The following is a 20,372-nucleotide window of genomic DNA, read 5'->3' as shown; positions in this document are numbered from 1 at the left end:
ACGTGCTGGCTGACGGGAGGCCGATGGTCCGGCTGAGCAGGGCGGAGACGCAGGAGCGCAATCGCGCGAAGGTGCTGGCCGCCGCGCGAGACGAGTTCGCGCAGCAGGGCTTCCGCGACGCCAAGATCGACGTCATCGCCGAGCGGGCGGAGCTCACCCGCGGCGCGGTCTACTCGAACTTCCCGGGAAAACGCGCCCTGTACTTCGCCGTCTTGGCCGAGCTGGCCGAACAGTCCGCGGGCGCGCCGCACGCGGCGCCTGGCGAGACGATCGAGGGCGCGCTGGGCGCACTGGCCAGGTCGCGAGTGGCCGCGTTTCCCCTGGACGACGAGCAGGCAGGCCTCGTGCGCGACCTGATACCGGAGGTGCTCGCTGATGAGCGCGTCCGGCGGCCGTTCGCCCAGCTGGTGAAGCTCAACGGGCTGTTGCTGGGCCTCGCGCTGGAGCGGCTCGACCCGCCGGAGCGCCCGCCGGGATCGCCGATCCCGCGCCGGGTCCGGCTCGCGGAGACCGTGCTGACGACGCTGCACGGCGCCGGCCAGCTGGCGGCCGCCGCGCCGGGGCTTGTCGAACCCTTCGACGTCGTGAGCGCTTGCGAACGGCTTGCTGGGCTGGCCCTCAACGACTGGTGGGCGCCACCGGTGATCGTGCCCGCGGCACAGGCGGCCGACCGGCCGTGGTCACCGCCCGAGGGCCTCGACCTCGTGCGCGCCGAATCCTTCGTACCCGCCGATGGCGTGGTCGCCCTCCTGGGCACGCATCGGCTGGCCGCCGCGGAAGAGGCCGTCCGGGCTCACAACGGCGATGTCACCGTCGTCGTCGTGACCAGCGAGCCCGCCGAGCTGGTGCCGTTGACCCGGCTGATCGTCGCGGAAGTGTGCGGCGGACTACGGCAGGCCTTCCCTCGGCCGTCCTGGCCGCGACTGCGCGTGGTGTGCGACGCGACCGGGACACTGGCCGCGGCCGCGGGGGTGCTCGCGGTCAGTGACGAGACCGAGGTCGCGATCCGCGTCGAACGAGGGCGGATCGTCGCCACCGCGGACGGGCGCGGCGCGGGACACGCCGTCTCGGGCGAGGTGTCCCGTGTGGACAGCGCCTAGACCGTGTCCGTGTGCCGGATCCGGTACACCTGAAGGCGCAGCCCGTAGTACTTGTCGGTTTCCCCGACCCAGACCATCCCGAGCCGTTTCGCGGTCGCGATGGCGCGCACGTTGTTCGGCCGCGCGACGGCGAAGAGCTCGTCCGTGTCCTGGGTGAACGCCCAGCCGATCAGCGCGCGGGCGGCCTCGGAGGCGTAACCCTCGCCCCAGGCGTCCGGATGCAGCTGCCAGCTGATCTCCAGGTCCTCTTCGAACGGTGGCAGCAGGTGGATGCCCAGCCCGCCGACGACCACGCCGTCCTCCTTGCGCTGCACCGCCCATCTCCCGCGCGGCGGCACGAGATTCGGCTGCGCCTGTTGCCAGGCCTGCAGAACCGAACGCATGGCCGCGGCGTCGGTCACCCGGTCCATCGCCGGGGTGAGCCATCGGGTCACGTCGGTGGTGCCGTAGATCGCCAGCGCGGCTTCGGCGTCGTCCTCGGACCACTCGCGGACGACGAGCCTTTCGGTGGTCAAGTCCATAACAGAACGTTACGCGCACAGATGGGTTCATGGGGTGTCCGGATCATGACAACTCGGCAACCCGGCGTACCTTGGCGGCATGCGCGCCGACGCCTCGACGACCCCCGAACAGGCCTGCCCGATCGCCCCGGTGGTCGACCTCGTCTTCAGCCGCTGGACCACGCCGATCCTGTGGGCGCTCAACGAATTCGGCAGGCAGCGGTTCGTCGAACTCGAGCGGCGCATCGGTTCGATCACGCCGAAGGTGCTGACGCAACGGCTGCGGCAACTGGAACGCGACGGCCTGCTCACCCGGACCTATCACGCCGAGGTGCCGCCCAGAGTCGAGTACGAGATCAGCGACCTGGGCCGGAGCCTCGCCCCGCTTTTCGCGACCCTCGCGGACTGGTCGACGGAGAATCTGCCGAAGGTGGAAGAGGCCCGGTCGGCCTACGACTCGGGTGGTTGAGCAGGTCGCCGCCGCGAAGCGGTGACTCGCTCGAACGGACGACACGCGTGACTGCACGGACGACACGCGTGATTGGACGGACGACACGCGTGTCTGCACGGATGACTCGCGGCGGAGCCCGCTCACGGGTGTGTCGTCCATCTGGTCACGCGAGTCGTCCGCGGGATCACGCGAGTCGTCCGGCCAATCACGCGAAACCTCAGGCATCGGGAACGCCGGCTTCCTTGCTGACCCGCTGAGGCTTTCACCTCGCCTGGCGTGGAGGTTGCGAAAGCCACTTTCGCAACCTTCAACGTTGCGAAAGTGGCTTTCGCAACGCCCCCCGCCTGGGGCCCAGGAGGTGCCCGCTGGAGAGACAGGGGCGCGAGACCGATCGCTTTCTTGACCGTTCGGTCCAGATTCGGCTAGGCTTCTCTCGTGTCCCGGGTGAAGGAATTCGACGTCGACGCGGCCTGCGAAGCTGCGCTGGAACTGTTCTGGCGGCAGGGGTACGAGGCCACCTCGGTCAGTGACCTGATCGCCGAGCTCGGTATCGGCAAGGCGAGTCTCTACGCCACGTTCGGCACCAAGCACGAGCTGTACCTCACGGCCTTGAAGCGCTACATCGCCCGAGGCGACCAGCGGTTCGTCGAGGATTTCGCCGGGCCGGGTCCTGCGCTCGCGGGCGTGCGGCGGCTCATTGACCGCTATCTCGCCGAAATACTGGGCGAGTCGGGGCGTAAGGGCTGCTTCGTGGTCAACGCCGCCATGGAGATGATGCCGAAGGATCCCGAGGTCGCGCGGGTCGTCGAGCGCAGCTGGGACGCGCTCGAACTGGCCGTGCGGATGGCGTTGAGCCGCGCGAAGGCGCAGGGCGAACTCGACGCCGGCGCGGACCCGGAAGAGCTGGCCGGCTTCCTGCTCACCGTCCTGCAGGGCATGCGGGTGCTGGGCAAGGGGCCGGATCCCGCGGCGCGGGTCAGGGCGACCGCGAAGCAGGCCATCGCGGTGCTCGAAGCCGCTCGCACACACTCATAATGGAACGATCGGACCAGAAAGTGGTAACTACTGTGGGGACACGATTCAGCGGCAAGGTCGTCCTGGTCACCGGCGGAGGCTCCGGAATCGGCCGCGCTACGGCGGCCGCCTTCGCGCGCGAAGGCGCTCAGGTCGTCGTTTCCGGGCGGGACGCTGAGAAGCTGCGTCAGACGGTGAAGGAGATCGAGGCCGACGGCGGTGCGGCCGACGCGGTGACCGCCGACGTGAGTGCCGGCCCCGAAGTCGAGCGTCTCGTCGCCGAGACCGTGCGGCGGCACGGCAAACTCGACATCGCGTTCAACAACGCCGGTGTGCTCGGCAGCCCCGCGCCGGCGGCGGACCTGGACGAAGAGGACTTCGATGCCGTCGTGCGAACGAATCTCACGGGCACGTGGCTGTCGATGAAGCACGAGATCGCTCAGATGCGGGCGGGCGGCGGGGGAGTCATCGTCAACATGGCCTCCAACATCGGCTCGCACACCCGCCTGCCGGGAATGGCCGCCTACGCCGCTTCGAAGGCGGCCGTGGACGTGCTGACCCGGACCGCCGCCCGCGACCACATCGGCGAGGGCATCCGGATCAACGCGGTCAGCCCCGGCGCCACCGACACGGGGATGTCGTTCCGGCCCGGCGAATCCGAGGCCGACCGGGCCGAACGGCTCGGTTCGGTCATCCCGCTCGGCCGGATCGGCGCGGTCGAAGAGATCGCCGCGGCGGTCCTCTGGCTGGCTTCGGACGACTCCGCGTACGTCGTGGGGCACGACATCGTCCTCGACGGTGGCGTCAGCGCGTGAATCTCAGCGGCGCAAGGGCAGCAGCTCCTGCATCTTCGTCTTGATCCCCTGTGTCACCAGGTGCCAGGCGTCGGGCTCACCCTTCAGGACGGCTTCGGTCATGGCCTTCACCTGCTCGAAGGTGGCGTGCGGCGGAATCGGCGGCACCTCGGGATCGCAGCGGACGTCGAGCACCGTGGGCACGTCGGCCGACAGAGCAACGTCCCACGCCTCGCCGAGCTGGGCGGGATCGTCGACGGCGATCCCGCCGAGGCCGATCTCCAGCGCGAAGTCCGAATAGGACACTTCCGGCAGGCTCTGCGACGGCTCGAACTTCGGCGAGCCGCCCATCGCCCGCAGTTCCCAGGTGACCTGGTTCAGATCGCCGTTGTGGAAGACGCAGACGACGCAGCGCTGATCGGCCCACAGTTCGCGGTAGCGGGCGATGGTCAGCAGTTCCGCCATCCCGTTCATCTGCATCGCGCCGTCGCCGACCAGGGCGATCACCGGCCGGTCGGGATGGGCGAACTTCGCGCCGATCGCGTACGGGACGCCGGAGCCCATCGTCGCGAGGGTGCCGGAGAGCGTGCCCCGCATGCGGCCGCGCATCCGGAGGTTCCTGGCGTACCAGTTGGTGGCCGAACCGGAGTCGGCGGTGACGATGGCGTCCTCGGGGATCCGCTCGGACAGCTCGTGCACGATCCGCATCGGATTGACCGGGTTCGCGTCCAGCATCGCCTGGCGGGTCAGGGTCTCTTGCCATTCGCCGACGTTCTTCTCGATTTTTTCGCGCCAGCCGCGCTCGGTTTTGCGCTCCAGCAACGGAATCAGCTGCTGCAGCGTGCCCTTCGCGTCGCCGAGAAGGTTCACCTCGGTCGGATACCGCAGGCCGAGGAAGCGGGGATCGATGTCGATCTGGACCGCGCGGGCCTGCCCGAATTCCGGCAGGAACTGCGCGTACGGCATATTCGAACCGACGATCAGGAGCGTGTCGCAATCCCGCATCATCTCGTACGTCGGCCGCGTGCCGAGCAGGCCGATGGAGCCGGTGACGTACGGCAGGTCGTCGGGGAGGACGTCCTTGCCCAGCAAGGCTTTCGCCACTCCGGCGCCGGTCAGTTCGGCGACCTCGCGCAACTCGGTGACGGCGTTGCGCGCGCCCTGCCCGAGCAGGATCGCGACCTTCTCACCCGCGTTCAGCACCTCCGCCGCGCGGGCGACCTCTTCCGAGGGCGGGATGACACTGGCCCGCGGATGATCGGGCGGGGAGGACGGCACGTGCTTGAACTCGTGCCGCGGCGGCTGATAGGTCTCCTCCTGAAGGTCCGCGGGGATGATCAGCGCCGTGGGCGCGCGCTGCGCGATGGCCGTGCGGAGGGCACGGTCGAGCGCGTTCGGCAGCTGTTCGGGGACGTTCACCTCCACGAGGTACTCGCTCGCGACGTCCTTGAACAACGCCTGCAGATCCACCTCCTGCTGGTAACTGCCGCCCATCGCGCTGCGCGCCGTCTGCCCGACGATCGCCACCACCGGCACGTGGTCGAGTTTGGCGTCGTAGAGACCGTTGAGCAGGTGGATCGCCCCCGGACCGGACGTCGCCATGCAGACACCGGGCCGTCCGCTGAGTTTCGCGTAGCCCACGGCCGCGAACGCCGCCATCTCCTCGTGCCGCGTCTGCACGAAACGAGGCTTGTTCTCCGCCGCGCCGAACGCGCTCACCAGCCCGTTGATCCCGTCCCCGGGATAGGCGAAGACCTGCTCCACGTCCCATTCGCGCAGCCTGGTCAGAACATGGTCCGCAACGGTTTCGCTCATGGTCGGCGGATACCGCCGCCCTCCGGCGGCTAAACGTCCTCGAGGATCTTGGTGATCCCCGCGACGACGTCCGGATGCCCGAGCGGCAGCGGTGGCGGGACCCGGTTGTACGGCTCACCGGTGCTGTGGGGGAGCACGTCCACGGCGGTTCCGGACGAACGCACCCGTTCGGCGAGTCCGGACGACTCGTCCGGCACCGGGTCGACGAGCAGGACATGGGACGCGGCGCCGGGGTGGCGTTCGGCCAGCCGCAGCGCGTCCGCGGCCGCGTCTCCGGCGGCCACGACGTCGATCGGCGGGCCACCGGGTTCCGCGTCGCCGAGCACGTCTTCGGCCTGGCTGAGCGCGCCGTCGACCGGCAGCCTGCACCAGATGATCTGACGCTGGGCCGCGAGCGGGCGCCATGTGGCCGGGAGTTCACCGTGCTTGCCTTCGCCCGCCGGGTCGAGGACCAGCAGCTTCGCGCCTTCGGGACCGCCGTCGGTGACGACCGAGGGGCCTTCGGCGCGGACGGGATCGGATTGGGCGGTCATGGGCCTCTCTCCTCTAGCAGTTCGTGCGGGGAAGCTCGGGGGAATCCGTGTCCAGCGGCACCGAACCCGAACGGACGAGTCCTAATTGGACTGTCTGCCGCTTCGTCACCGCTTCGAGCGCCCAATCGGTGGCGGTGCGCAGCCGGTTGCCCGGCATGGCCAGCAGATGGTAGCCGCGGGTCACCGCCTTGGCGGCGAACCCGGAAAGCGGGATGTGCAAGGGATTCGCCGCGGCCCGGTGAGCGCCGAGGTCGACGACGAAGCCGAGATCGTGGTGCCGGTAAGTGCCGTGCGAACCATGCCCGAGCGACGCCGCGACGTTCCGCCCGGCGAGTTTGCCCTGGCGTTCGGCGTGCTGGGCCGTCATCGGCGTGTACTCGCCGGGCCTGGTCAGATCCGGAACGGCCGCCGCGTCCCCGCACGCGTAGACGTCGCGCCGTCCGGGAACGTTCAGCTGCGCTGTCACGACGAGCCTTCCCTTGGCCGTCTTCAGCCCCAAGTCCTCGATCAGCGGGTCCGGCCGGACCCCGACGCACCACACGAGAGTGTGGGTCGGCACGGATTCACCGGAGGTCAGCGTGACCCCCGTGTCGCCCGCGTCGTCGAGCGACGTCTTCATCAGCACCTCGACGCCGCGTTCGCGCAGCACCTCGTCCGCCGTGGCGCCGAGCCGCCGGTCGAGTTCCGGCAGGACCCGCTCGGCCACGTCCAGCAGCAGCCACCGGATCTTCTGATCCTTCAGTTCGGGGTGCCGCGCGGCGAGCGCGGCGGTGAACGCCGGCCCCTGCGCGGCGACCTCCGTGCCGGTGTAGCCGGCGCCGACCACGACGAAGGTGCACCGCGCGTCGCGTTCGGCCGGATCCTGTGCCGAGGCGGCGAGTTCTATCTGCCGGGTGACGTGGTCCCGCAGGTAGAGGGCTTCGGGCAGGCCGCGGAAACCATGGGCGTACTCGGGCACGCCGGGGATCGGCAGCAGCTTGTTGACACTGCCCGCGGCGAGCACGAGCCGGTCGTAGCCGAGGGAGCGCTCGCGGCCCTCGGGGTCGGTGTAACTCACGCTGCGGTCATCGAAATCGACGGATTTGGCGGTGCCGAGCACCAGGCGCACACCGCGCAACGTGCCGGGGATGGACACCGAAATCCGCCGCGGTTCGAGGATCCCGGCGGCGACTTCGGGGAGCAGGGGGAGATAGAGGAAGTAGTCGGTCGGGTTCAGGACGACGACTTCCGTGTCGTCCCCGACCGACTTGAGGAGGGTCTTGGCCGCGTTGTAGCCGGCGAACCCGCCTCCGACGATCACCACGCGCATGGTCAGTCCTCCGTGGGCCAGTCGCCGGTCGCCTTGCGGTAGCCGACCGCGCCCGCCCGTTCGGTGGCGGCCTTCACCGCGCCGAAGATCGCGCCCTGCGCGGCGGCCGCGACGATCACCTGGGTCCAGGTGAAGTCCCGGTCGGTGGCGTCCGGCGCTTCTTCTTCGCCGCTCACGCGTTTCCAGATCTGCCTGAACGCGATCCCGGCGAGCACGCCGCCCGCGGCGCTCACGACCATACTGAGCGGCTTGTAGAGAACCTTGTTCACGATGAAGACCTCTTTCGCATGATCAGCCGGATGGTGACGAGCAACGCCAGGAGCCCGGCGAAGATCGGCACGGGGTTCGCGCGGACGACTTCGGTGCCCTGACGGAACTTCTGCGCCGCGGGCTCGGAGACCTTCTCGGAGATCTTGGCGCTCGCCTCGTCGACCTTGGCGTCGAGGTTGTCGTTGACCCTCGCCTTGACGTCCATCTTCTTGCCCAGCGCGTCGAGGGTCTCGGTGAGTTCCTCCCGCGTCACGTCGCGATCGGCGCGGGCTTCTTCGGCGTTCTTGGGGAAATCGCTCATGACCGCACTCCTTGCTTGACGGTGTCGACGTCCTCACGGACACCTGCGATGGCCTCTTCCGGCACCGGCGGTGTCGCGCTGGAGACCTCCTTCTTACCGACGATGGCCGAAAGGCCGGCGATCAGCAGCAGCGCCGCGCCCGTCACCACGGCCGCGAGCCACGCGGGCATCACCAGCGCGAGTGCCAGCACCACCGCGGCGATCAGGGTCGCCAGCCCGAAAAGGGCGAAGACACCCGCGGCGCCGAACAGTCCGGCGCCGAAGCCCATCTTCTTCCCTTTGCGCTGCAACTCGAACACGGCCAGCCGCATCTCGTCACGGACGAGGTGTTTGACCTCGTCGCTGAGATCGGAAACCAGTTCGCCGACCGACTTTTCCGCGGACGGCTTCCGGTGGGACTCTTCGATCATGGGGCACCTCCTCGGAGCGTTCTGCCCGCCGGGTACCCGGCGGCCCGGCAGGTCAATCACAGCGTGTTTCGCCCCGCTGAGCGCCGGGTAGCCGGAGAGTGCCGGCTCGAAAAGCACCCAACCGACAGGAGGATGCATGAGCACGATCACCGAAATGGTGGACGTCGAAGTCCCGGTGAAGACCGCGTACAACCAGTGGACTCAGTTCGAGAGCTTCCCGCAGTTCATGGAAGGTGTCGAGGAGATCCGCCAGATCGACGCGACTCACACCCACTGGGTGACCAAATTCGGTGGGGTGAGCCGGGAATTCGACGCGACGATCACCGAACAACATCCCGACGAGCGGGTCGCGTGGACCTCGGACTCCGGTCCCGACCACGCGGGCGTCATCACGTTCCATCGCCTGGGCGACAACAAGACCCGGGTCACGGCGCAGATGGAGATCGATCCGGAAGGTTTCGCCGAGAACGTCGCCGACAAGCTCGGCGTGCTCGACCGCCGGGTCAAGGGCGACATGAAGCGGTTCAAGGAGTTCATCGAGAGCCGCGGGCACGAGTCCGGCGCCTGGCGCGGTGACGTGGACCGTCCCGGCAGCTGACCAGTACCCGGGACCTCCCCTGGAAGACGGCGTTTTCCTGGGGGAGGTCCCGGGTATCTCCTGGGGTGAGGTCCATTACGAAGGGAGCGTTCCGGCATGACTACCAACGCATACGTGGCCTTCCTCGTCATCGGGGTGGCGCTGGTCATGCTCGACGGTCTGATCATCTACCAGAGCGGTAAGCGCTACCTGCGAGGTTCCCACGGCGATCCGGCCGCGGGCGCTTCCATGACGTGGCTAGTGACGGTGCTGTTCCATCTCGCGACGCTGGGCGTTTTGGCGCTGCTGTCGACCGTCGACATCGGGGGCAGCGACCTTCCTGGTGTGGTGGGCAGGCTGGGTGTGCTGCTGCTGGTTCTGGCCATCGCCCACGCGATCACGCTCAGTGTGCTTTCGCGAATCCGTGGTGAGCAAGAGGCCGAAGCGGTCATCAACCGGCCGAGGCGGGTCGAGCCCGAGCAACGGGGCACGACGGTGACGCCGGTGCCCGGGCAGGACGGCCGTTACCCGGCCGCGAGCCCGTCCATCGAACAGCAGGCGCCGTACACGACGCCGTAGGAAATCGAGTGCTGGCAGGAGGTTTCGCCGTGCACGAGATCGACGACGAACTGTGGGACGAATTCCATCGCGTGGTCAACATGACTTCGCGGGAACTGGCCGACTGGCTGCGCACGAGGTCGGCCGACGACGAGGACGAAGCACTTCCGGACCAGGCGGGTACGCCGACCGGGCGGCATGTGCTCGGCATCCTCGGCAAGCGCCGGACCGACCTCACCGCCGAGGACGAGCGGGTGATGCGCTCGGTCGTCCGGCGCGTCGGGGACGAGCGGCGTGACGACCTCGAACCCGTCGCGGGCCAGGCGCACTGGCGGCACAAGCTGATGTCGATGGGGCACGACCCGCTGAAACCCGTGTGACCGAAGATACGTGAAGGCCCCCTTCACTGCGCTGGACGCAGTGAAGGGGGGCCTTCACGTACTTGCCGACACGCGTGATCGAAGGCGTAACTCGCGTGATCAGAGACGTAACTCGCGTGTTCGGAGCCGGATGAGGGAGTTACGCCTTGAATCACGCGAGTTACGCCTTCAATCACGCGAGTTCGGCCTCCTTGAGAGACCCGAAGTCCCTCAAGGAGGCCTTCACGAACGTTACTCGGAGAGCTTGCCGCGCAACTGGTCCAGCGTCTGCGACAGGAGCCGCGAAACGTGCATCTGCGAGATGCCGATCCGTTCCGCGATCTGCGTCTGGGTGTAGCCCCCGAAGAAGCGCATCACGAGGATCGCGCGTTCCCGCTTGGGGAGCTCCCGCAGCAGGGGTTGCAGCGCCTCGTGCGTCTCCACCAACGCCATGTCGTGGTCCTCTTCGCCGATCGTGTCGGCGAGGGAGAGGGCCTCGGTGGCGTTGTCGTGCACCGGTTTGTCGACCGACAACGTCTGATACGCCTGGCCGGCGAGCAGTCCTTCCCGCACGTCGTTGACCTCGAGGCCGAGGTATTCGGCGAGTTCGGTGGGAGTCGGCGCGCGGCCGAACTGCTGGGACAACGCGGCCGTGCCCTGGCTGAGCGAGACGTGAAGTTCCTTGAGCCGCCTCGGCACCCGGACGGACCAGCCCGTGTCCCGGAAATGCCGCCGGACCTCGCCCATGATCGTGGGCACGGCGAACGAGAGGAAATCGTGCCCGCGGTCGGGGTCGAACCGGTCGACCGCGTTGATCAGGCCGATCCGCGCCACCTGGACCAGGTCTTCGCGAGGCTCGCCCCGTCCGGAGAACCTGGTGGCGATGTGCTCGGCGAGCGGCAGCAGTTCGGTGACGAGGCGGGCACGCACCTCCCGGCGGCGCGGGGAATCCTCCGGCAGCGACGACAGCTCCTCGAAGAGCGGTTCGCACTGGGCGTAGTCGTCAGCTTGCCGAGTGAGAGTTTTGCGCTCGCCACTCACCCGTCGCTCGTTCCCGGGGCCAAGACGAGGTCGATCGTCGTCGTGCCCCCTGTTTCGCCGGGAATCGGTTCGCACCGCGCCCGCACCGAGTGGGTCAACGTCGTCAAGACGTGCCAGCCGAACGTCGTCTCGCTCGGCAGATAGGGCCGGTTCGTCCGCGTCGAGATCGAGACGGCGATTCCTTCCGGTATCTCGTGAAAGACACAACAAAGAACGGCTCCCAGTTCAGCGGGCTGGACAAGTTGGGAACAGGCTTCGTCGACAGCCATCTTCGCGTCTGAAATGGCGTCCAAGCCGAAGTCCGCACGGGACACCACACCATGGGTGAGCGTGCGGACGAGAGGGATCTGCTCCGCCTCCGCGGGAAGACGAAGCTCGACCCGGTCGGACAGACCGTCCGACTGTGACCGGGTCTGGGGGGTGAGGCCGCCCCGTCCGTGTGCATCCATTACGAAACCCATCCGTCCGTGGCCGTGGGGTGACCGCGGCGGTGCTCCGCCGCGTGACGCGTGATCAACGGCCCAGGGCTCGCTGAAGCTCCTTTTTGGACATCTTCGACCTGCCCTCGACGTTGCGTTGTTTCGCTTCGTTGTAGAGCTGGTCCTTGGTCGGGCCGTTCGGGCCCAACCGGTTTCCCGACCGCTTGCCACCCCGCCGCTGGGGTGACATGTCCTGGACGGACGTGCGGCTGGCCTCGCGTGACTCGCCCGCTTGCGCGCGGTTCTTGTTGACCGTGCGGGCGGCGATCTCCTCGGCCCGGTCGGTGCTCGCGCCCCGCTCCTTCGCCGAGTCCTTGATGTGTTCGTACTGACGTTCTCGTTTGTCGCTCCAAGCCTGCTGCGGCATCGCGGCTCCTTCCTTCCCCCGGTCAGGTACCCCGTTCGATTCGCCGGATAAACGTCCGGTTGATCCCGGCGACGGACGGGTACGCGGGGGGCGACGTGAAGGAGGCTCATATGCGTATCGGCTACACCCTCATGACCGAACAGGCCGGACCGAAAGACCTGGTGGGATACGCCGCCGGAGCGGAGAAGGCGGGGTTCGACTTCGAGGTCATGAGCGATCACTTTTCGCCCTGGCTGGACGAGCAGGGGCATTCGCCGTACGCGTGGAGCGTGCTGGGAGCGGTCACCCAGAGCACCGAGAGGGTCGAACTGATGACCTTCGTGACGTGTCCGACCATGCGCTACCACCCGGCGGTGGTGGCGCAGAAGGCGGCGACCGTGCAGGCGCTTTCGGACGGCCGGTTCACCCTGGGGCTCGGCGCGGGGGAGAACCTCAACGAGCATGTGGTCGGACGCGGCTGGCCGCCGGTGAACGTCCGGCACGAAATGCTCGCCGAAGCGGTCCAGATCATCGGCGGGCTCTTCGACGGCGGCTACTTCAACTACAAGGGTGACCACTTCCGGGTGGACTCGGCGAAGCTGTGGGACCTGCCGGAGCAGCGTGTCCCGATCGGGGTCGCGGTGTCCGGGTCGCAGTCGGTGACCAGGTTTGCGCCGATCGCCGACGCGATGATCGCGGTGGAACCGGACGGGTCGCTGTGCCGCGAGTGGGACGCGACCAAACTCGGCCCGCCCGGCAGGAAGATCGCCCAGCTGCCGGTGTCCTGGGGCGAGGATCGCGATGCCGCGATCCGGCGGGCGCACGAGCAGTTCCGCTGGTTCGGTGGCGGCTGGAAGGTCAACGCCGAACTGCCGGGGCCCGCGGGGTTCGCCGGGGCCACCCAGTACGTCAAACCGGAGGACGTCGCCGAGGCGATCCCCTGCGGGCCCGACGTCGACCGGATCGTGAAGCAGGTCGGCGAGTTCGAGGCGGCGGGGTTCACCGATCTCGCCCTGATCCAGATCGGCGGCGACCAGCAGGAAGGCTTCCTCCGCTTCGCCGAGGACACGCTGCTCCCTGCGCTGCGGAGCTGATTCGCCCTCGAACGGGGGTGCCCGTGTTCAAACTCGCGAACCGTGGGTATCAGAGCGACACAATCCTTCAGCCAAAGGGGGACAGATGAGCAACGAACTGAGCCTTCATCCCGTACCGGACCTGCTGCCGGACGGCCAGGACACGCCGGAGCACGAGGCGATCCGGCGTAAGGCGGCCATCGCCGTCGCTTCGCGGGCGAGGAGCGCCGAAGACTGCGCGACCCTGCTGGACATGCTCGGCCTGCACGAGGGCCGCCGCAGCTCCGAAGTGGCGTGATTCAGCGGTCGCCGCGCGCCGCCACGAGATCCGCGACGAAGGCCCGATAGGCCTCGTCGCGATCCGGCGCGCGCAGCACCGCCGACGGGTGCACGGTGGCGACGGCGGTGGTGGCGAACTCGGCGAGGTCGATCCGCTCGCCGCGGCTCCGGGTGATGCGGAAGTCGTCGCCCAGCAGTGCCTTCGCCGCCGTCGCGCCGAGGAAGATCAGCAACTCCGGGCGTACCGCGGCCAGTTCGGCGTGCAGCCACGGACGGCAGGCGACGATCTCGGTCTTGGACGGTGTCTTGTGGATCCGGCGTTTGCCGCGTTCGTCCCGTGTGAACTTGAAATGTTTGACCGCGTTGGTGACGTAGATCTTCCGGCGGTCGAACCCCGCCTCGTCGAGGGCCCGGTCGAGCAGCTTTCCGGCCGGCCCTACGAACGGGGCGCCCTGGCGGTCTTCCTGATCGCCGGGTTGCTCGCCGACCACCATGATCTCCGCCGTACGTGAGCCTTCGCCGAAGACGGTCTGGGTGGCGTCGCGGTACAGGTCGCAGCCGCGGCAGCCGGACGCCGCCGACCGAAGCCTGTCCAGATCCACGGTTTCGGGCGGATCCGCCCCGGGTGCCTTGGTCGCCATGGCGGCCGGATTCCCCGCCCGGTCGTGGGACAAACCGGTTATGCGCTGGGTGCCGTGGGTAGCCCTCGGGCATGGCGACTTCGACCGAACCGGCCACCGCTTCCGTTCAGGACACCGTGCGTGTCGCGCTGCGAGTCGTCCTGCCCACGCTCGCCGGCGGGGTGATCAAACGGCGGCCGCTGGGGATGGCGGCGGCGCAGAAACTCCAGTTCGATCGCGCCGCCGTGCGGCTGCTGGGGCGGCTCCGGTCCCATTATGGTCCTGGCCCGCTGCGGCTGCGGGTGCCCGGCCGCACGATCGACCTGGCGCTGTCCGGGGAGGACGTCGGCGAGGTGCTCGCCGCCGCGCCGGTCCCGTTCAGCCCGTCGACCAAGGAGAAGCGGGCGGCGCTGGGACATTTCCAGCCGCACGGCGTGCTGATCTCGGACGCGACGGACCGCGCGCCGCGCCGCCGGTTCAACGAGGACGTCCTCGAAACGGGGAAGCCGCTGCACGACCTTGCCGCGCCCTTCGCCTCGGCGATCGCCGAGGAGGCGGCGTCGCTCTGGGACGGCGGCACGCTGGACTGGGACACCTTCACCGTGGCCTGGTGGCGGATGGCCCGCCGGGTCACGCTCGGCGAGTCCGCGGCGGACGACGACGGCCTCACCGACGCGCTCGCCCGCCTGCGGAAAGACGCGAACTGGGCGTACGCGCATCCCCGGCGCGACCGGCTCCACGATCAGTTCCGCACCCGGCTCATCGGTCACCTGGAACGGGCTGAACCGGGGAGTCTCGCCGAAGCCATCGCATCGGCGGGCCCGTCGGGCGAGCGGACCATGGACGTCGTCGCCGACCAGGTCGCCCACTGGCTCTTCGCGTTCGACGCCGCCGGGATCGTCACCTTCCGCGCGCTGGCGCTGCTGGCCTCCCACCCCGACGCACGGGAACGCGCCGACGAAGAGGTGGCGACGGCCGACCTGACCGCGCCCGGCCAATTCGCGTATCTGCGTGCCTGTGCCCTCGAATCGGTCCGGCTGTGGCCGACCACGCCCGCGCTCCTGCGCGAGAGCACGGCCGAGACCGCCTGGGGACCCGCGGGGACCACGGTGCTGATCTTCACCCCGTTCTTCCACCGCGACCCCGAATCCCTGCCCTACGCCGACCGGTTCGAACCCGGGATCTGGCTGGACGGCAGCGCGGCGGCCAATCCGGCGCTCGTCCCCTTCAGCGCCGGACCGGCCGTCTGCCCCGGCCGGGACCTCGTGCTGTTCTGCGCGAGCACGATGCTGGCGCACTTGATCAAGGATCGGCGCTGCGAACTCGTCTCCGGCGCCGTCCTCGGGCCGGAGCGGCCGCTGCCCGCGACGCTCGACAACTTCCACCTGAAGTTCTCAGTGGTCTAGTCCTCAACCCATTCGAGCAGGTCGCCGGGCTGGCATTCGAGCACCCGGCACATCGCTTCGAGGGTGCTGAACCGGACGGCCTTGGCGCGGCCGTTCTTCAGCACCGCCACGTTCGCCGGGGTGAGCCCGACGAGTTCGGCGAACTCGCCGACACTCATCTTGCGCTTGGCCAGCTCGACATCGATGCGGACGACGATCGGCATCAGATCACCTGTTCCATGTCCGACCGCAGGGTGGTGGCCTGCCGCAGCAACGTGCGCAACACGACCATGAGCAGGCCCAGCACGGCGACGCCGATCAACGCCAAGAACAACAGCAGCGGCAGGCCAGGATCTTCGGCGTTGAAGCCGACATAGAGGAACACGCCCGCCAGCACCACCCAGCCGGCGAGGATCGCCCACACGATGGCGTCCACCCATCTCAGGGAAGCCTCGGTGAAGATCCGGTCTTTCTTGACCAGCGTGAGCAGATGCCAGGTGGCGACGACCACGACCTGGACACACAGCACCCAGAAGATGGAGATCGCCGTCGCGGGCCAGCGCAGGTATGCCATTTCGGGGTCTTGCCGGGCCATGTGCGCGAACTGTCCCGGCAGGGACATGGTCTGGAAGAGGACGAGGACCCCGAACAGCAGTACGAGGAACACTCGGAGAGGCGCGACCGCCCGTTGTCCTGTGATCATGAATCGAGTTTCGCGCGTTATCTATCGAAAGTCAATCGGTAGCGCCCGGTTGTCGATGGAGTGGGTGGTCGGGCGGGGTCCTGGGAGGAGTTGCGAAAGCCGCTTTCGCCACGCTGCTCGCCGCTGGTCGGTGTCGCTCAAGAGCCGGCACGCAGATCGAGCCGCATCAGCCACCGCGGTCTCCGGTCCGAGCGCGCCTCGGTCTCTTCGATGAGCGAGAACCCAGCGGCGGCGAACAGCCCGATGGTCCCTACGTATGCCGCGGAAGGGTTGATCCGTCCCTCACCGGGATCGACCGGGTAGCCCTCGATGACGGGCGCACCGTGTGACCGGGCGTAGGAGACCGCGCCGGCCATCGCCACACCCTTGCGGCGATGGCCGACCTGACGACGAAACAGATGACCGTCCACGCCGGAACGTCGTCGATCGGCGGCATCGTCCGGGAACGCGTCATACGGTGGAGGTGCGCGCGCGGCCCGACGCCGCACCAGCCGACCGAGGTGGAGCCGCGGCAGGCGAGGACTCCGGGCGCCGGATCCGCCGCGCACAGGCCGCGGACATGTTCGGCGCGTTCGTCGCCGCGCAATCGGCTGTAGTCCGAGGGCTTCGCGCGGTAGGCGAGACACCAGCAGGCGCGCTTGTTCCCGTTCGTCGCGACGTCACCGAACCGGTCGGCCGTCGCGGGGTGGATCCGGAACTCGGGCATACGGGGACCCTGAGCGACGTTCGGAAAATCGCTCACCGCATTCGGTGAACGGGGTTGAATTTTTGGTGCGCGAAGGAATTCACCCGGCGGTAGTCCAGCCGTTGTCGCGCCGGGAGGCGTCTGTCAGGATGCTCGTGACCCGACCAGAAGGAGCGTTCCAATGGCTTCCCGTCTCAATCCTTACCTCAGCTTCGCCGGTGATGCCCGGCAGGCCATGGAGTTCTACAAGTCGGTGTTCGGCGGGGAACTGACGCTGAATACGTTCGGCGAGTCCGGTATGGCCGGAACGCCGGCGGAGGACCAGATCATGCACAGCCAACTCGATTCCCCGAGCGGCTACACGATCATGGCGTCGGACACGCCGCCGGGAATGGAGCACAATCCGGGCACCAACGTGTCGATCAGCCTCAGTGGCGACGACGGCGAGGAATTGCGCGGATACTGGGAGAAGCTCTCCGCCGACGGCACCGTTTCGGTTCCGCTCGAAAAGCAGATGTGGGGCGACGAATTCGGTGCCTGCATCGACAGGTTCGGCATCTCGTGGATGGTGAACATCATTCTGTCCTAGGGGCTTTCGGCCGGTCGTGAGTGATTCGGGTCGTTCTGACGGTCCTTGCCACTCAGGAAGTCCAGTACCGGCGATGTCTCGTGATCGAACGGACGACACGCGTGATCAGGCGGACGACACGCGTGTCTGGACGGACGCCACTCGTCATCAGGCGGGCTGGGACCGGGCGTCGAGCACGCCTCTCGGATCCGCGGTCTTGCAATCGGGTGGCTCACGGAGGGCGGAACCCGCCCGTTCCGGCTGCCCGATCAACGCCGCGGTCGAGGCGTTCGGCGCCAGGTGCTCGCCGGTTCCGAAGAGGGGGATCGCGTCCGACATCTTTGCCGACCGGTCGTAGCGGCTGGTCAAGGCCGGCCTGCTGACCCGCGAGGACGCCGGGCCCGGTAAACGAGCCGCTGGAGCGCCTCGCCGCCACTTACGAAACCACCCTCTGAAGCCACGCCCGCGTTGATTGTTCTTCCCGAATCAAGGGTTCCGGTCAACCCGCCCCCGGGATGTAGTAGCCCGCGACGGAGCGACGGGCTGGTGGGGAGAGGGAATGAGCTCAGCGGAGGGTGTTGTCCTGGTGATCGGCTGCGGGATGCGGCCGTACCGGGAGTACCTGTTGGCGTCGGCCGGGCACCGGCATCCCTTGTGGCTGTTCAACGGGACCGAACCGACCTGGCAGGAGCGCTACATCACCGGCGCCACGGTGCTGGACACACAGGACCAGGACGCCGTGCTGGCCGCGGCCCGGGCGCTGAACGCGACCACGCCGGTGCTCGGCGTGGTGTCCTGGGACGAGGCGCTGATCGTGGCGGCGGCGCATGTCGCGGACGAACTCGGGGTGCCGGGTGCCGGGATCTCCGCGATCGAAGGCTGCCGTGACAAGTGGTTCAGCCGCCGGACGCTCACCGCGGCCGGCGTCGCGCAGCCCGATTTCGGGTTCGTGCACGACGACGACCAGGCCGTCCGCGTGGCCGAACGGATCGGGTATCCGGTCGTGGTCAAGCCGCGCGGAGGCGGGGCCAGTATCGGCGTCAGCCTCGCGGAGGACGCCGAGGCGGTGCGGAAGGCGTTCCGGACCGCGGAGGACGCCAGCTTCGGCGGCTCTCCCGCTTACAAGGGCGGGGCGCTGGTCGAGGAGTACCTGAGCGGTCCGGAGATCAGTGTGGACGGTGCCGTCGTCGACGGCGAGTACACACCGATGTTCGTGGCACACAAGACGGTCGGCATGCATCCGTACTTCGAGGAGCTCGGCCACCTGGTCAGCTCCGCGGACGAACTGCTCGCCGACCCGGTCCTGCGTTCGACGCTGGCCCGCGCGCACAGCGCGATCGACTTCCGGTACGGCATCACCCACACCGAGCTCAAGCTCACCGAACGGGGGCCGGTGATCGTGGAGATCAACGGCAGGCTCGGCGGCGACCTGATCCCGTTGCTCGCCAAGTTCGCGACCGGGGTCGACCCGGGCGCGGCCGCGGTCGACGTCGCACTCGGCATGCGTCCCCATATCCCGCACGAGGCCGAGCCCCGGTGGGTCGGCGTGCGGTTCGGCTACCCGAAACAGGACTGTGTCGTCGAGTCCGTGTCCGTTCCGGATACCTTGCGGGACAACGGGATCCTCGCCGCGGACGTGCTCGTCGAGCCGGGCGGGCGCCTGCGGCTGCCGCCGGCGGAGTTCATCTCGCGGCACGCGTACGTGATCTGCGCGGGCGCCGATCCCGAAGACTGCGAAGCGGTGCTGGACAAGGCCATGGCCCAAGTCCGGCTGACCGCGCACCCCCTGTTGCCCTCGGTGGCCGTCGGCGCCTGACCGCGCACGGCACCGCACCACACCTTCCCAGCACTCTCAACGATGGCGGAGCAAACAAATGGCGAACCGTGATGTCGAGCTGCTCGCAGTCGGAGCAGGACCGTCCAACCTGGCGCTCGCAGTGGCACTGGAAGAGCTCGCGCCCGGCCTGGCCCGCGAATCGGTCCTGCTCGAACGGGACGAAGAGGTCTCCTGGCAGCGGGGAATGCTCCTGCCGGAGGCTCTGTCGCAGGTCTCGTTCCTCAAGGACCTGGTGACCCTGCGCAACCCGCGTAGCCGCTTCTCGTTCCTGAACTACCTGCATGCGACGAACCGGCTCAACGAATTCGTGAACATGGGCAGTTTCGTCCCGTATCGGGTGGAACTCGCCGACTATCTCAAGTGGACGGCGGACTCGCTGTCCCTGGTGGATCTGCAGCGTGGCCGGGAATGCCGCGAGATCACTCCTGTGTGGACGGACGGCACCCTCACCGGCTGGGACACCCGCGTCGCCGACGGCGAGGTCATCCGCAGCCGGTACCTGGTGGTCGGCGCCGGGCGCGACGCGCGGATCCCCGACCTGCTCCGGACGGTGAACCAGGATCGCGTCATCCACAGCACGCAGTATCTGCCGAGGATCGCCAAGCTGCGCAAGGACCTTCCATACCGCGTCGCGGTGATCGGCGCCGGGCAGAGCGCGGCGGAACTGTTCGGCTCGGTGCAGAACGATCTTCCCGAATGCAAGCCGACGATGGTGATGCGTTCGATCGGGCTGAACTACTACGAGAGCAGCAAGTTCAACAACGAGCTGTTCTTCCCGTCCCATGTGGACAAGTTCTTCGAGGCGCGGCCGGAAGCGCGCGAGCAGATGCTCAAGGAGATGCACCACACGAACTACTCCGGGCTGGCGCCGGGCACGATGGACGCGCTCTACCGCTCGATCTACCTGGACCGTCTCTCGGGCCGGTCCCGGCTCAAGATGATCACGATGAACGACATCACCGACGCCCGTGACGAGGGCGACGAGATCGTGCTGGAGCTGACCGATCGGCGCACCGGCGAGACGCAGGAACTGCGCACCGATCTCGTCCTGCTCGGCACCGGTTTCTCCCCGGAGATGCCGAGGATGGTCCAGGAGATCGCGAAGTCGATCGGCCTGTCCGAGATCAAGGTGACCCGCGACTACCGGTTGGAGATCGACCAGCCCGCCACCGCGGCCGTGTACCTCCAAGGTGTCAACGAGGCCACGCACGGCATCGCGGACTCGCTGCTGAGCGTCCTCGCCCCGCGGGCCAACGACATCCTGCAGGACATCCTCGCCCACCGCGGAGAGAACCCTTCGGTGCCACCGCAGCCGACTTCGGAAACCGCCCCCATCGTCGCCACCCGCTGACCCACGAGAAGGAA

The 20,372-nt window shown here is 68.3% G+C and carries 28 protein-coding genes; 13 read left to right on the top strand and 15 right to left on the bottom strand.

Annotated features, from left to right (window positions below):
• Positions 1-23 precede the first annotated feature (23 nt).
• Positions 24-1,100: a TetR/AcrR family transcriptional regulator gene (locus tag BLW75_RS08830; RefSeq protein WP_034319588.1), complete on the top strand. Its 1,077-nt coding sequence runs from the start codon at positions 24-26 to the stop codon at positions 1,098-1,100.
• Here BLW75_RS08830 and BLW75_RS08825 read toward each other — a convergent pair.
• Positions 1,097-1,621, bottom strand: a complete 525-nt coding sequence (locus BLW75_RS08825) for a GNAT family N-acetyltransferase (RefSeq protein ID WP_034319591.1) — start codon at positions 1,619-1,621, stop codon at positions 1,097-1,099. The two genes, BLW75_RS08830 and BLW75_RS08825, sit on opposite strands and share 4 nt — an antisense overlap.
• A 79-nt stretch (positions 1,622-1,700) precedes the next feature.
• On the opposite strand from BLW75_RS08825, the gene BLW75_RS08820 reads away from it, so the two are divergent.
• The 3 genes from BLW75_RS08820 (at position 1,701) to BLW75_RS08810 (ending at position 3,880) form a co-directional block, all read left to right on the top strand.
• Positions 1,701-2,069, top strand: coding sequence for a winged helix-turn-helix transcriptional regulator (locus BLW75_RS08820; protein WP_034319593.1), 369 nt, complete (start codon positions 1,701-1,703; stop codon positions 2,067-2,069).
• A 417-nt stretch (positions 2,070-2,486) separates the two neighbouring features.
• Entirely contained in the window at positions 2,487-3,086 is a 600-nt protein-coding gene (locus tag BLW75_RS08815) for a TetR/AcrR family transcriptional regulator (RefSeq protein ID WP_034319596.1), read from the top strand.
• Between the two features lie 32 nt (positions 3,087-3,118).
• The gene (locus BLW75_RS08810; RefSeq protein ID WP_034319599.1) at positions 3,119-3,880 is read left to right on the top strand and encodes an SDR family NAD(P)-dependent oxidoreductase; all 762 of its coding nucleotides are present in this window, start codon (positions 3,119-3,121) and stop codon (positions 3,878-3,880) included.
• 3 nt (positions 3,881-3,883) lie between these two features.
• On the opposite strand, the gene BLW75_RS08805 is transcribed toward BLW75_RS08810, so the two are convergent.
• The 6 genes from BLW75_RS08805 to BLW75_RS08780 are packed head-to-tail and all read right to left on the bottom strand — an operon-like array spanning position 3,884 to position 8,497.
• A complete protein-coding gene (locus tag BLW75_RS08805; protein ID WP_034319602.1) occupies positions 3,884-5,674 on the bottom strand; it encodes a thiamine pyrophosphate-requiring protein in 1,791 nt (596 codons plus the stop codon).
• Positions 5,675-5,703: 29 nt separating this feature from the next.
• Complete coding sequence (locus BLW75_RS08800; RefSeq protein WP_034319604.1) at positions 5,704-6,207, bottom strand: hypothetical protein; 504 nt, start codon at positions 6,205-6,207, stop codon at positions 5,704-5,706.
• Positions 6,208-6,220: 13 nt separating this feature from the next.
• Positions 6,221-7,516, bottom strand: a complete 1,296-nt coding sequence (locus tag BLW75_RS08795; protein WP_034319607.1) for an NAD(P)/FAD-dependent oxidoreductase — start codon at positions 7,514-7,516, stop codon at positions 6,221-6,223.
• Between the two features lie 2 nt (positions 7,517-7,518).
• A complete protein-coding gene (locus BLW75_RS08790) occupies positions 7,519-7,785 on the bottom strand; it encodes a DUF4235 domain-containing protein (protein ID WP_034319611.1) in 267 nt (88 codons plus the stop codon).
• Positions 7,782-8,087 carry a DUF3618 domain-containing protein gene (locus BLW75_RS08785; RefSeq protein WP_034319613.1) on the bottom strand — a complete coding sequence of 102 codons (306 nt, stop codon included), beginning with the start codon at positions 8,085-8,087 and terminating at the stop codon, positions 7,782-7,784. The genes BLW75_RS08790 and BLW75_RS08785 overlap by 4 nt, the downstream gene beginning before the upstream one ends.
• Entirely contained in the window at positions 8,084-8,497 is a 414-nt protein-coding gene (locus tag BLW75_RS08780) for a phage holin family protein (protein WP_034319616.1), read from the bottom strand. Before BLW75_RS08780 ends, BLW75_RS08785 begins: the two co-directional genes overlap by 4 nt.
• A 136-nt stretch (positions 8,498-8,633) precedes the next feature.
• Between BLW75_RS08780 and BLW75_RS08775 the strand changes: the two genes are divergently transcribed.
• The 3 genes from BLW75_RS08775 (at position 8,634) to BLW75_RS08765 (ending at position 10,012) form a co-directional block, all read left to right on the top strand.
• Positions 8,634-9,095 carry an SRPBCC family protein gene (locus BLW75_RS08775; RefSeq protein ID WP_034319618.1) on the top strand — a complete coding sequence of 154 codons (462 nt, stop codon included), beginning with the start codon at positions 8,634-8,636 and terminating at the stop codon, positions 9,093-9,095.
• A gap of 96 nt (positions 9,096-9,191) precedes the next feature.
• On the top strand, positions 9,192-9,653 hold the full coding sequence (locus tag BLW75_RS08770) for a hypothetical protein (protein WP_034319620.1): 462 nt from the start codon (positions 9,192-9,194) through the stop codon (positions 9,651-9,653).
• A gap of 29 nt (positions 9,654-9,682) precedes the next feature.
• Positions 9,683-10,012, top strand: coding sequence for a DUF3140 domain-containing protein (locus tag BLW75_RS08765; protein ID WP_034319757.1), 330 nt, complete (start codon positions 9,683-9,685; stop codon positions 10,010-10,012).
• A gap of 231 nt (positions 10,013-10,243) precedes the next feature.
• Here the strand turns inward: BLW75_RS08765 and BLW75_RS08760 are convergent, their stop codons facing one another.
• From BLW75_RS08760 to BLW75_RS08750, 3 genes are all read right to left on the bottom strand, one after another.
• The gene (locus tag BLW75_RS08760) at positions 10,244-11,032 is read right to left on the bottom strand and encodes a SigB/SigF/SigG family RNA polymerase sigma factor (RefSeq protein ID WP_034319623.1); all 789 of its coding nucleotides are present in this window, start codon (positions 11,030-11,032) and stop codon (positions 10,244-10,246) included.
• The gene (locus tag BLW75_RS08755) at positions 11,029-11,481 is read right to left on the bottom strand and encodes an ATP-binding protein (RefSeq protein ID WP_034319760.1); all 453 of its coding nucleotides are present in this window, start codon (positions 11,479-11,481) and stop codon (positions 11,029-11,031) included. The genes BLW75_RS08760 and BLW75_RS08755 overlap by 4 nt, the downstream gene beginning before the upstream one ends.
• Before the next feature lie 64 nt (positions 11,482-11,545).
• A complete protein-coding gene (locus BLW75_RS08750; protein ID WP_034319626.1) occupies positions 11,546-11,878 on the bottom strand; it encodes a hypothetical protein in 333 nt (110 codons plus the stop codon).
• Between the two features lie 110 nt (positions 11,879-11,988).
• On the opposite strand from BLW75_RS08750, the gene BLW75_RS08745 reads away from it, so the two are divergent.
• Both BLW75_RS08745 and BLW75_RS08740 read left to right on the top strand, forming a co-directional pair.
• Entirely contained in the window at positions 11,989-12,951 is a 963-nt protein-coding gene (locus tag BLW75_RS08745; RefSeq protein ID WP_034319629.1) for an LLM class F420-dependent oxidoreductase, read from the top strand.
• Positions 12,952-13,036: 85 nt separating this feature from the next.
• Entirely contained in the window at positions 13,037-13,228 is a 192-nt protein-coding gene (locus tag BLW75_RS08740; RefSeq protein ID WP_034319640.1) for a hypothetical protein, read from the top strand.
• 1 nt (position 13,229) lies between these two features.
• Here BLW75_RS08740 and BLW75_RS08735 read toward each other — a convergent pair whose 3' ends face one another.
• A complete protein-coding gene (locus tag BLW75_RS08735; protein ID WP_034319643.1) occupies positions 13,230-13,850 on the bottom strand; it encodes a UdgX family uracil-DNA binding protein in 621 nt (206 codons plus the stop codon).
• 71 nt (positions 13,851-13,921) lie between these two features.
• Here BLW75_RS08735 and BLW75_RS08730 point away from each other — a divergent pair, with 71 nt between their 5' ends.
• Positions 13,922-15,235: a cytochrome P450 gene (locus BLW75_RS08730; protein ID WP_034319646.1), complete on the top strand. Its 1,314-nt coding sequence runs from the start codon at positions 13,922-13,924 to the stop codon at positions 15,233-15,235.
• On the opposite strand, the gene BLW75_RS08725 is transcribed toward BLW75_RS08730, so the two are convergent.
• The 3 genes from BLW75_RS08725 to BLW75_RS08715 form a co-directional block, all read right to left on the bottom strand.
• A complete protein-coding gene (locus BLW75_RS08725; RefSeq protein WP_034319648.1) occupies positions 15,232-15,438 on the bottom strand; it encodes a helix-turn-helix domain-containing protein in 207 nt (68 codons plus the stop codon). The two genes, BLW75_RS08730 and BLW75_RS08725, sit on opposite strands and share 4 nt — an antisense overlap.
• Positions 15,438-15,917 carry a DUF2975 domain-containing protein gene (locus tag BLW75_RS08720; RefSeq protein ID WP_034319650.1) on the bottom strand — a complete coding sequence of 160 codons (480 nt, stop codon included), beginning with the start codon at positions 15,915-15,917 and terminating at the stop codon, positions 15,438-15,440. The genes BLW75_RS08725 and BLW75_RS08720 overlap by 1 nt, the downstream gene beginning before the upstream one ends.
• 137 nt (positions 15,918-16,054) lie before the next feature.
• Entirely contained in the window at positions 16,055-16,327 is a 273-nt protein-coding gene (locus BLW75_RS08715; RefSeq protein ID WP_143055311.1) for a hypothetical protein, read from the bottom strand.
• Positions 16,328-16,783: 456 nt separating this feature from the next.
• On the opposite strand from BLW75_RS08715, the gene BLW75_RS08705 reads away from it, so the two are divergent.
• Positions 16,784-17,191 carry a VOC family protein gene (locus BLW75_RS08705; protein ID WP_034319654.1) on the top strand — a complete coding sequence of 136 codons (408 nt, stop codon included), beginning with the start codon at positions 16,784-16,786 and terminating at the stop codon, positions 17,189-17,191.
• 147 nt (positions 17,192-17,338) lie between these two features.
• Here BLW75_RS08705 and BLW75_RS42770 read toward each other — a convergent pair whose 3' ends face one another.
• Positions 17,339-17,539, bottom strand: a complete 201-nt coding sequence (locus tag BLW75_RS42770; RefSeq protein WP_158005413.1) for a hypothetical protein — start codon at positions 17,537-17,539, stop codon at positions 17,339-17,341.
• A 190-nt stretch (positions 17,540-17,729) separates the two neighbouring features.
• On the opposite strand from BLW75_RS42770, the gene BLW75_RS08700 reads away from it, so the two are divergent.
• Positions 17,730-18,986, top strand: a complete 1,257-nt coding sequence (locus BLW75_RS08700; protein ID WP_034319657.1) for an ATP-grasp domain-containing protein — start codon at positions 17,730-17,732, stop codon at positions 18,984-18,986.
• Between the two features lie 58 nt (positions 18,987-19,044).
• Complete coding sequence (locus BLW75_RS08695) at positions 19,045-20,358, top strand: lysine N(6)-hydroxylase/L-ornithine N(5)-oxygenase family protein (protein ID WP_034319660.1); 1,314 nt, start codon at positions 19,045-19,047, stop codon at positions 20,356-20,358.
• Positions 20,359-20,372: the final 14 nt, after the last annotated feature.

Source organism: Amycolatopsis lurida (genome assembly GCF_900105055.1).
In the GTDB taxonomy this organism is placed as follows: domain Bacteria; phylum Actinomycetota; class Actinomycetes; order Mycobacteriales; family Pseudonocardiaceae; genus Amycolatopsis; species Amycolatopsis lurida.
Note: the sequence above shows the minus strand (reverse complement) of the source record. Positions and strands in the feature narration are given on the sequence as shown.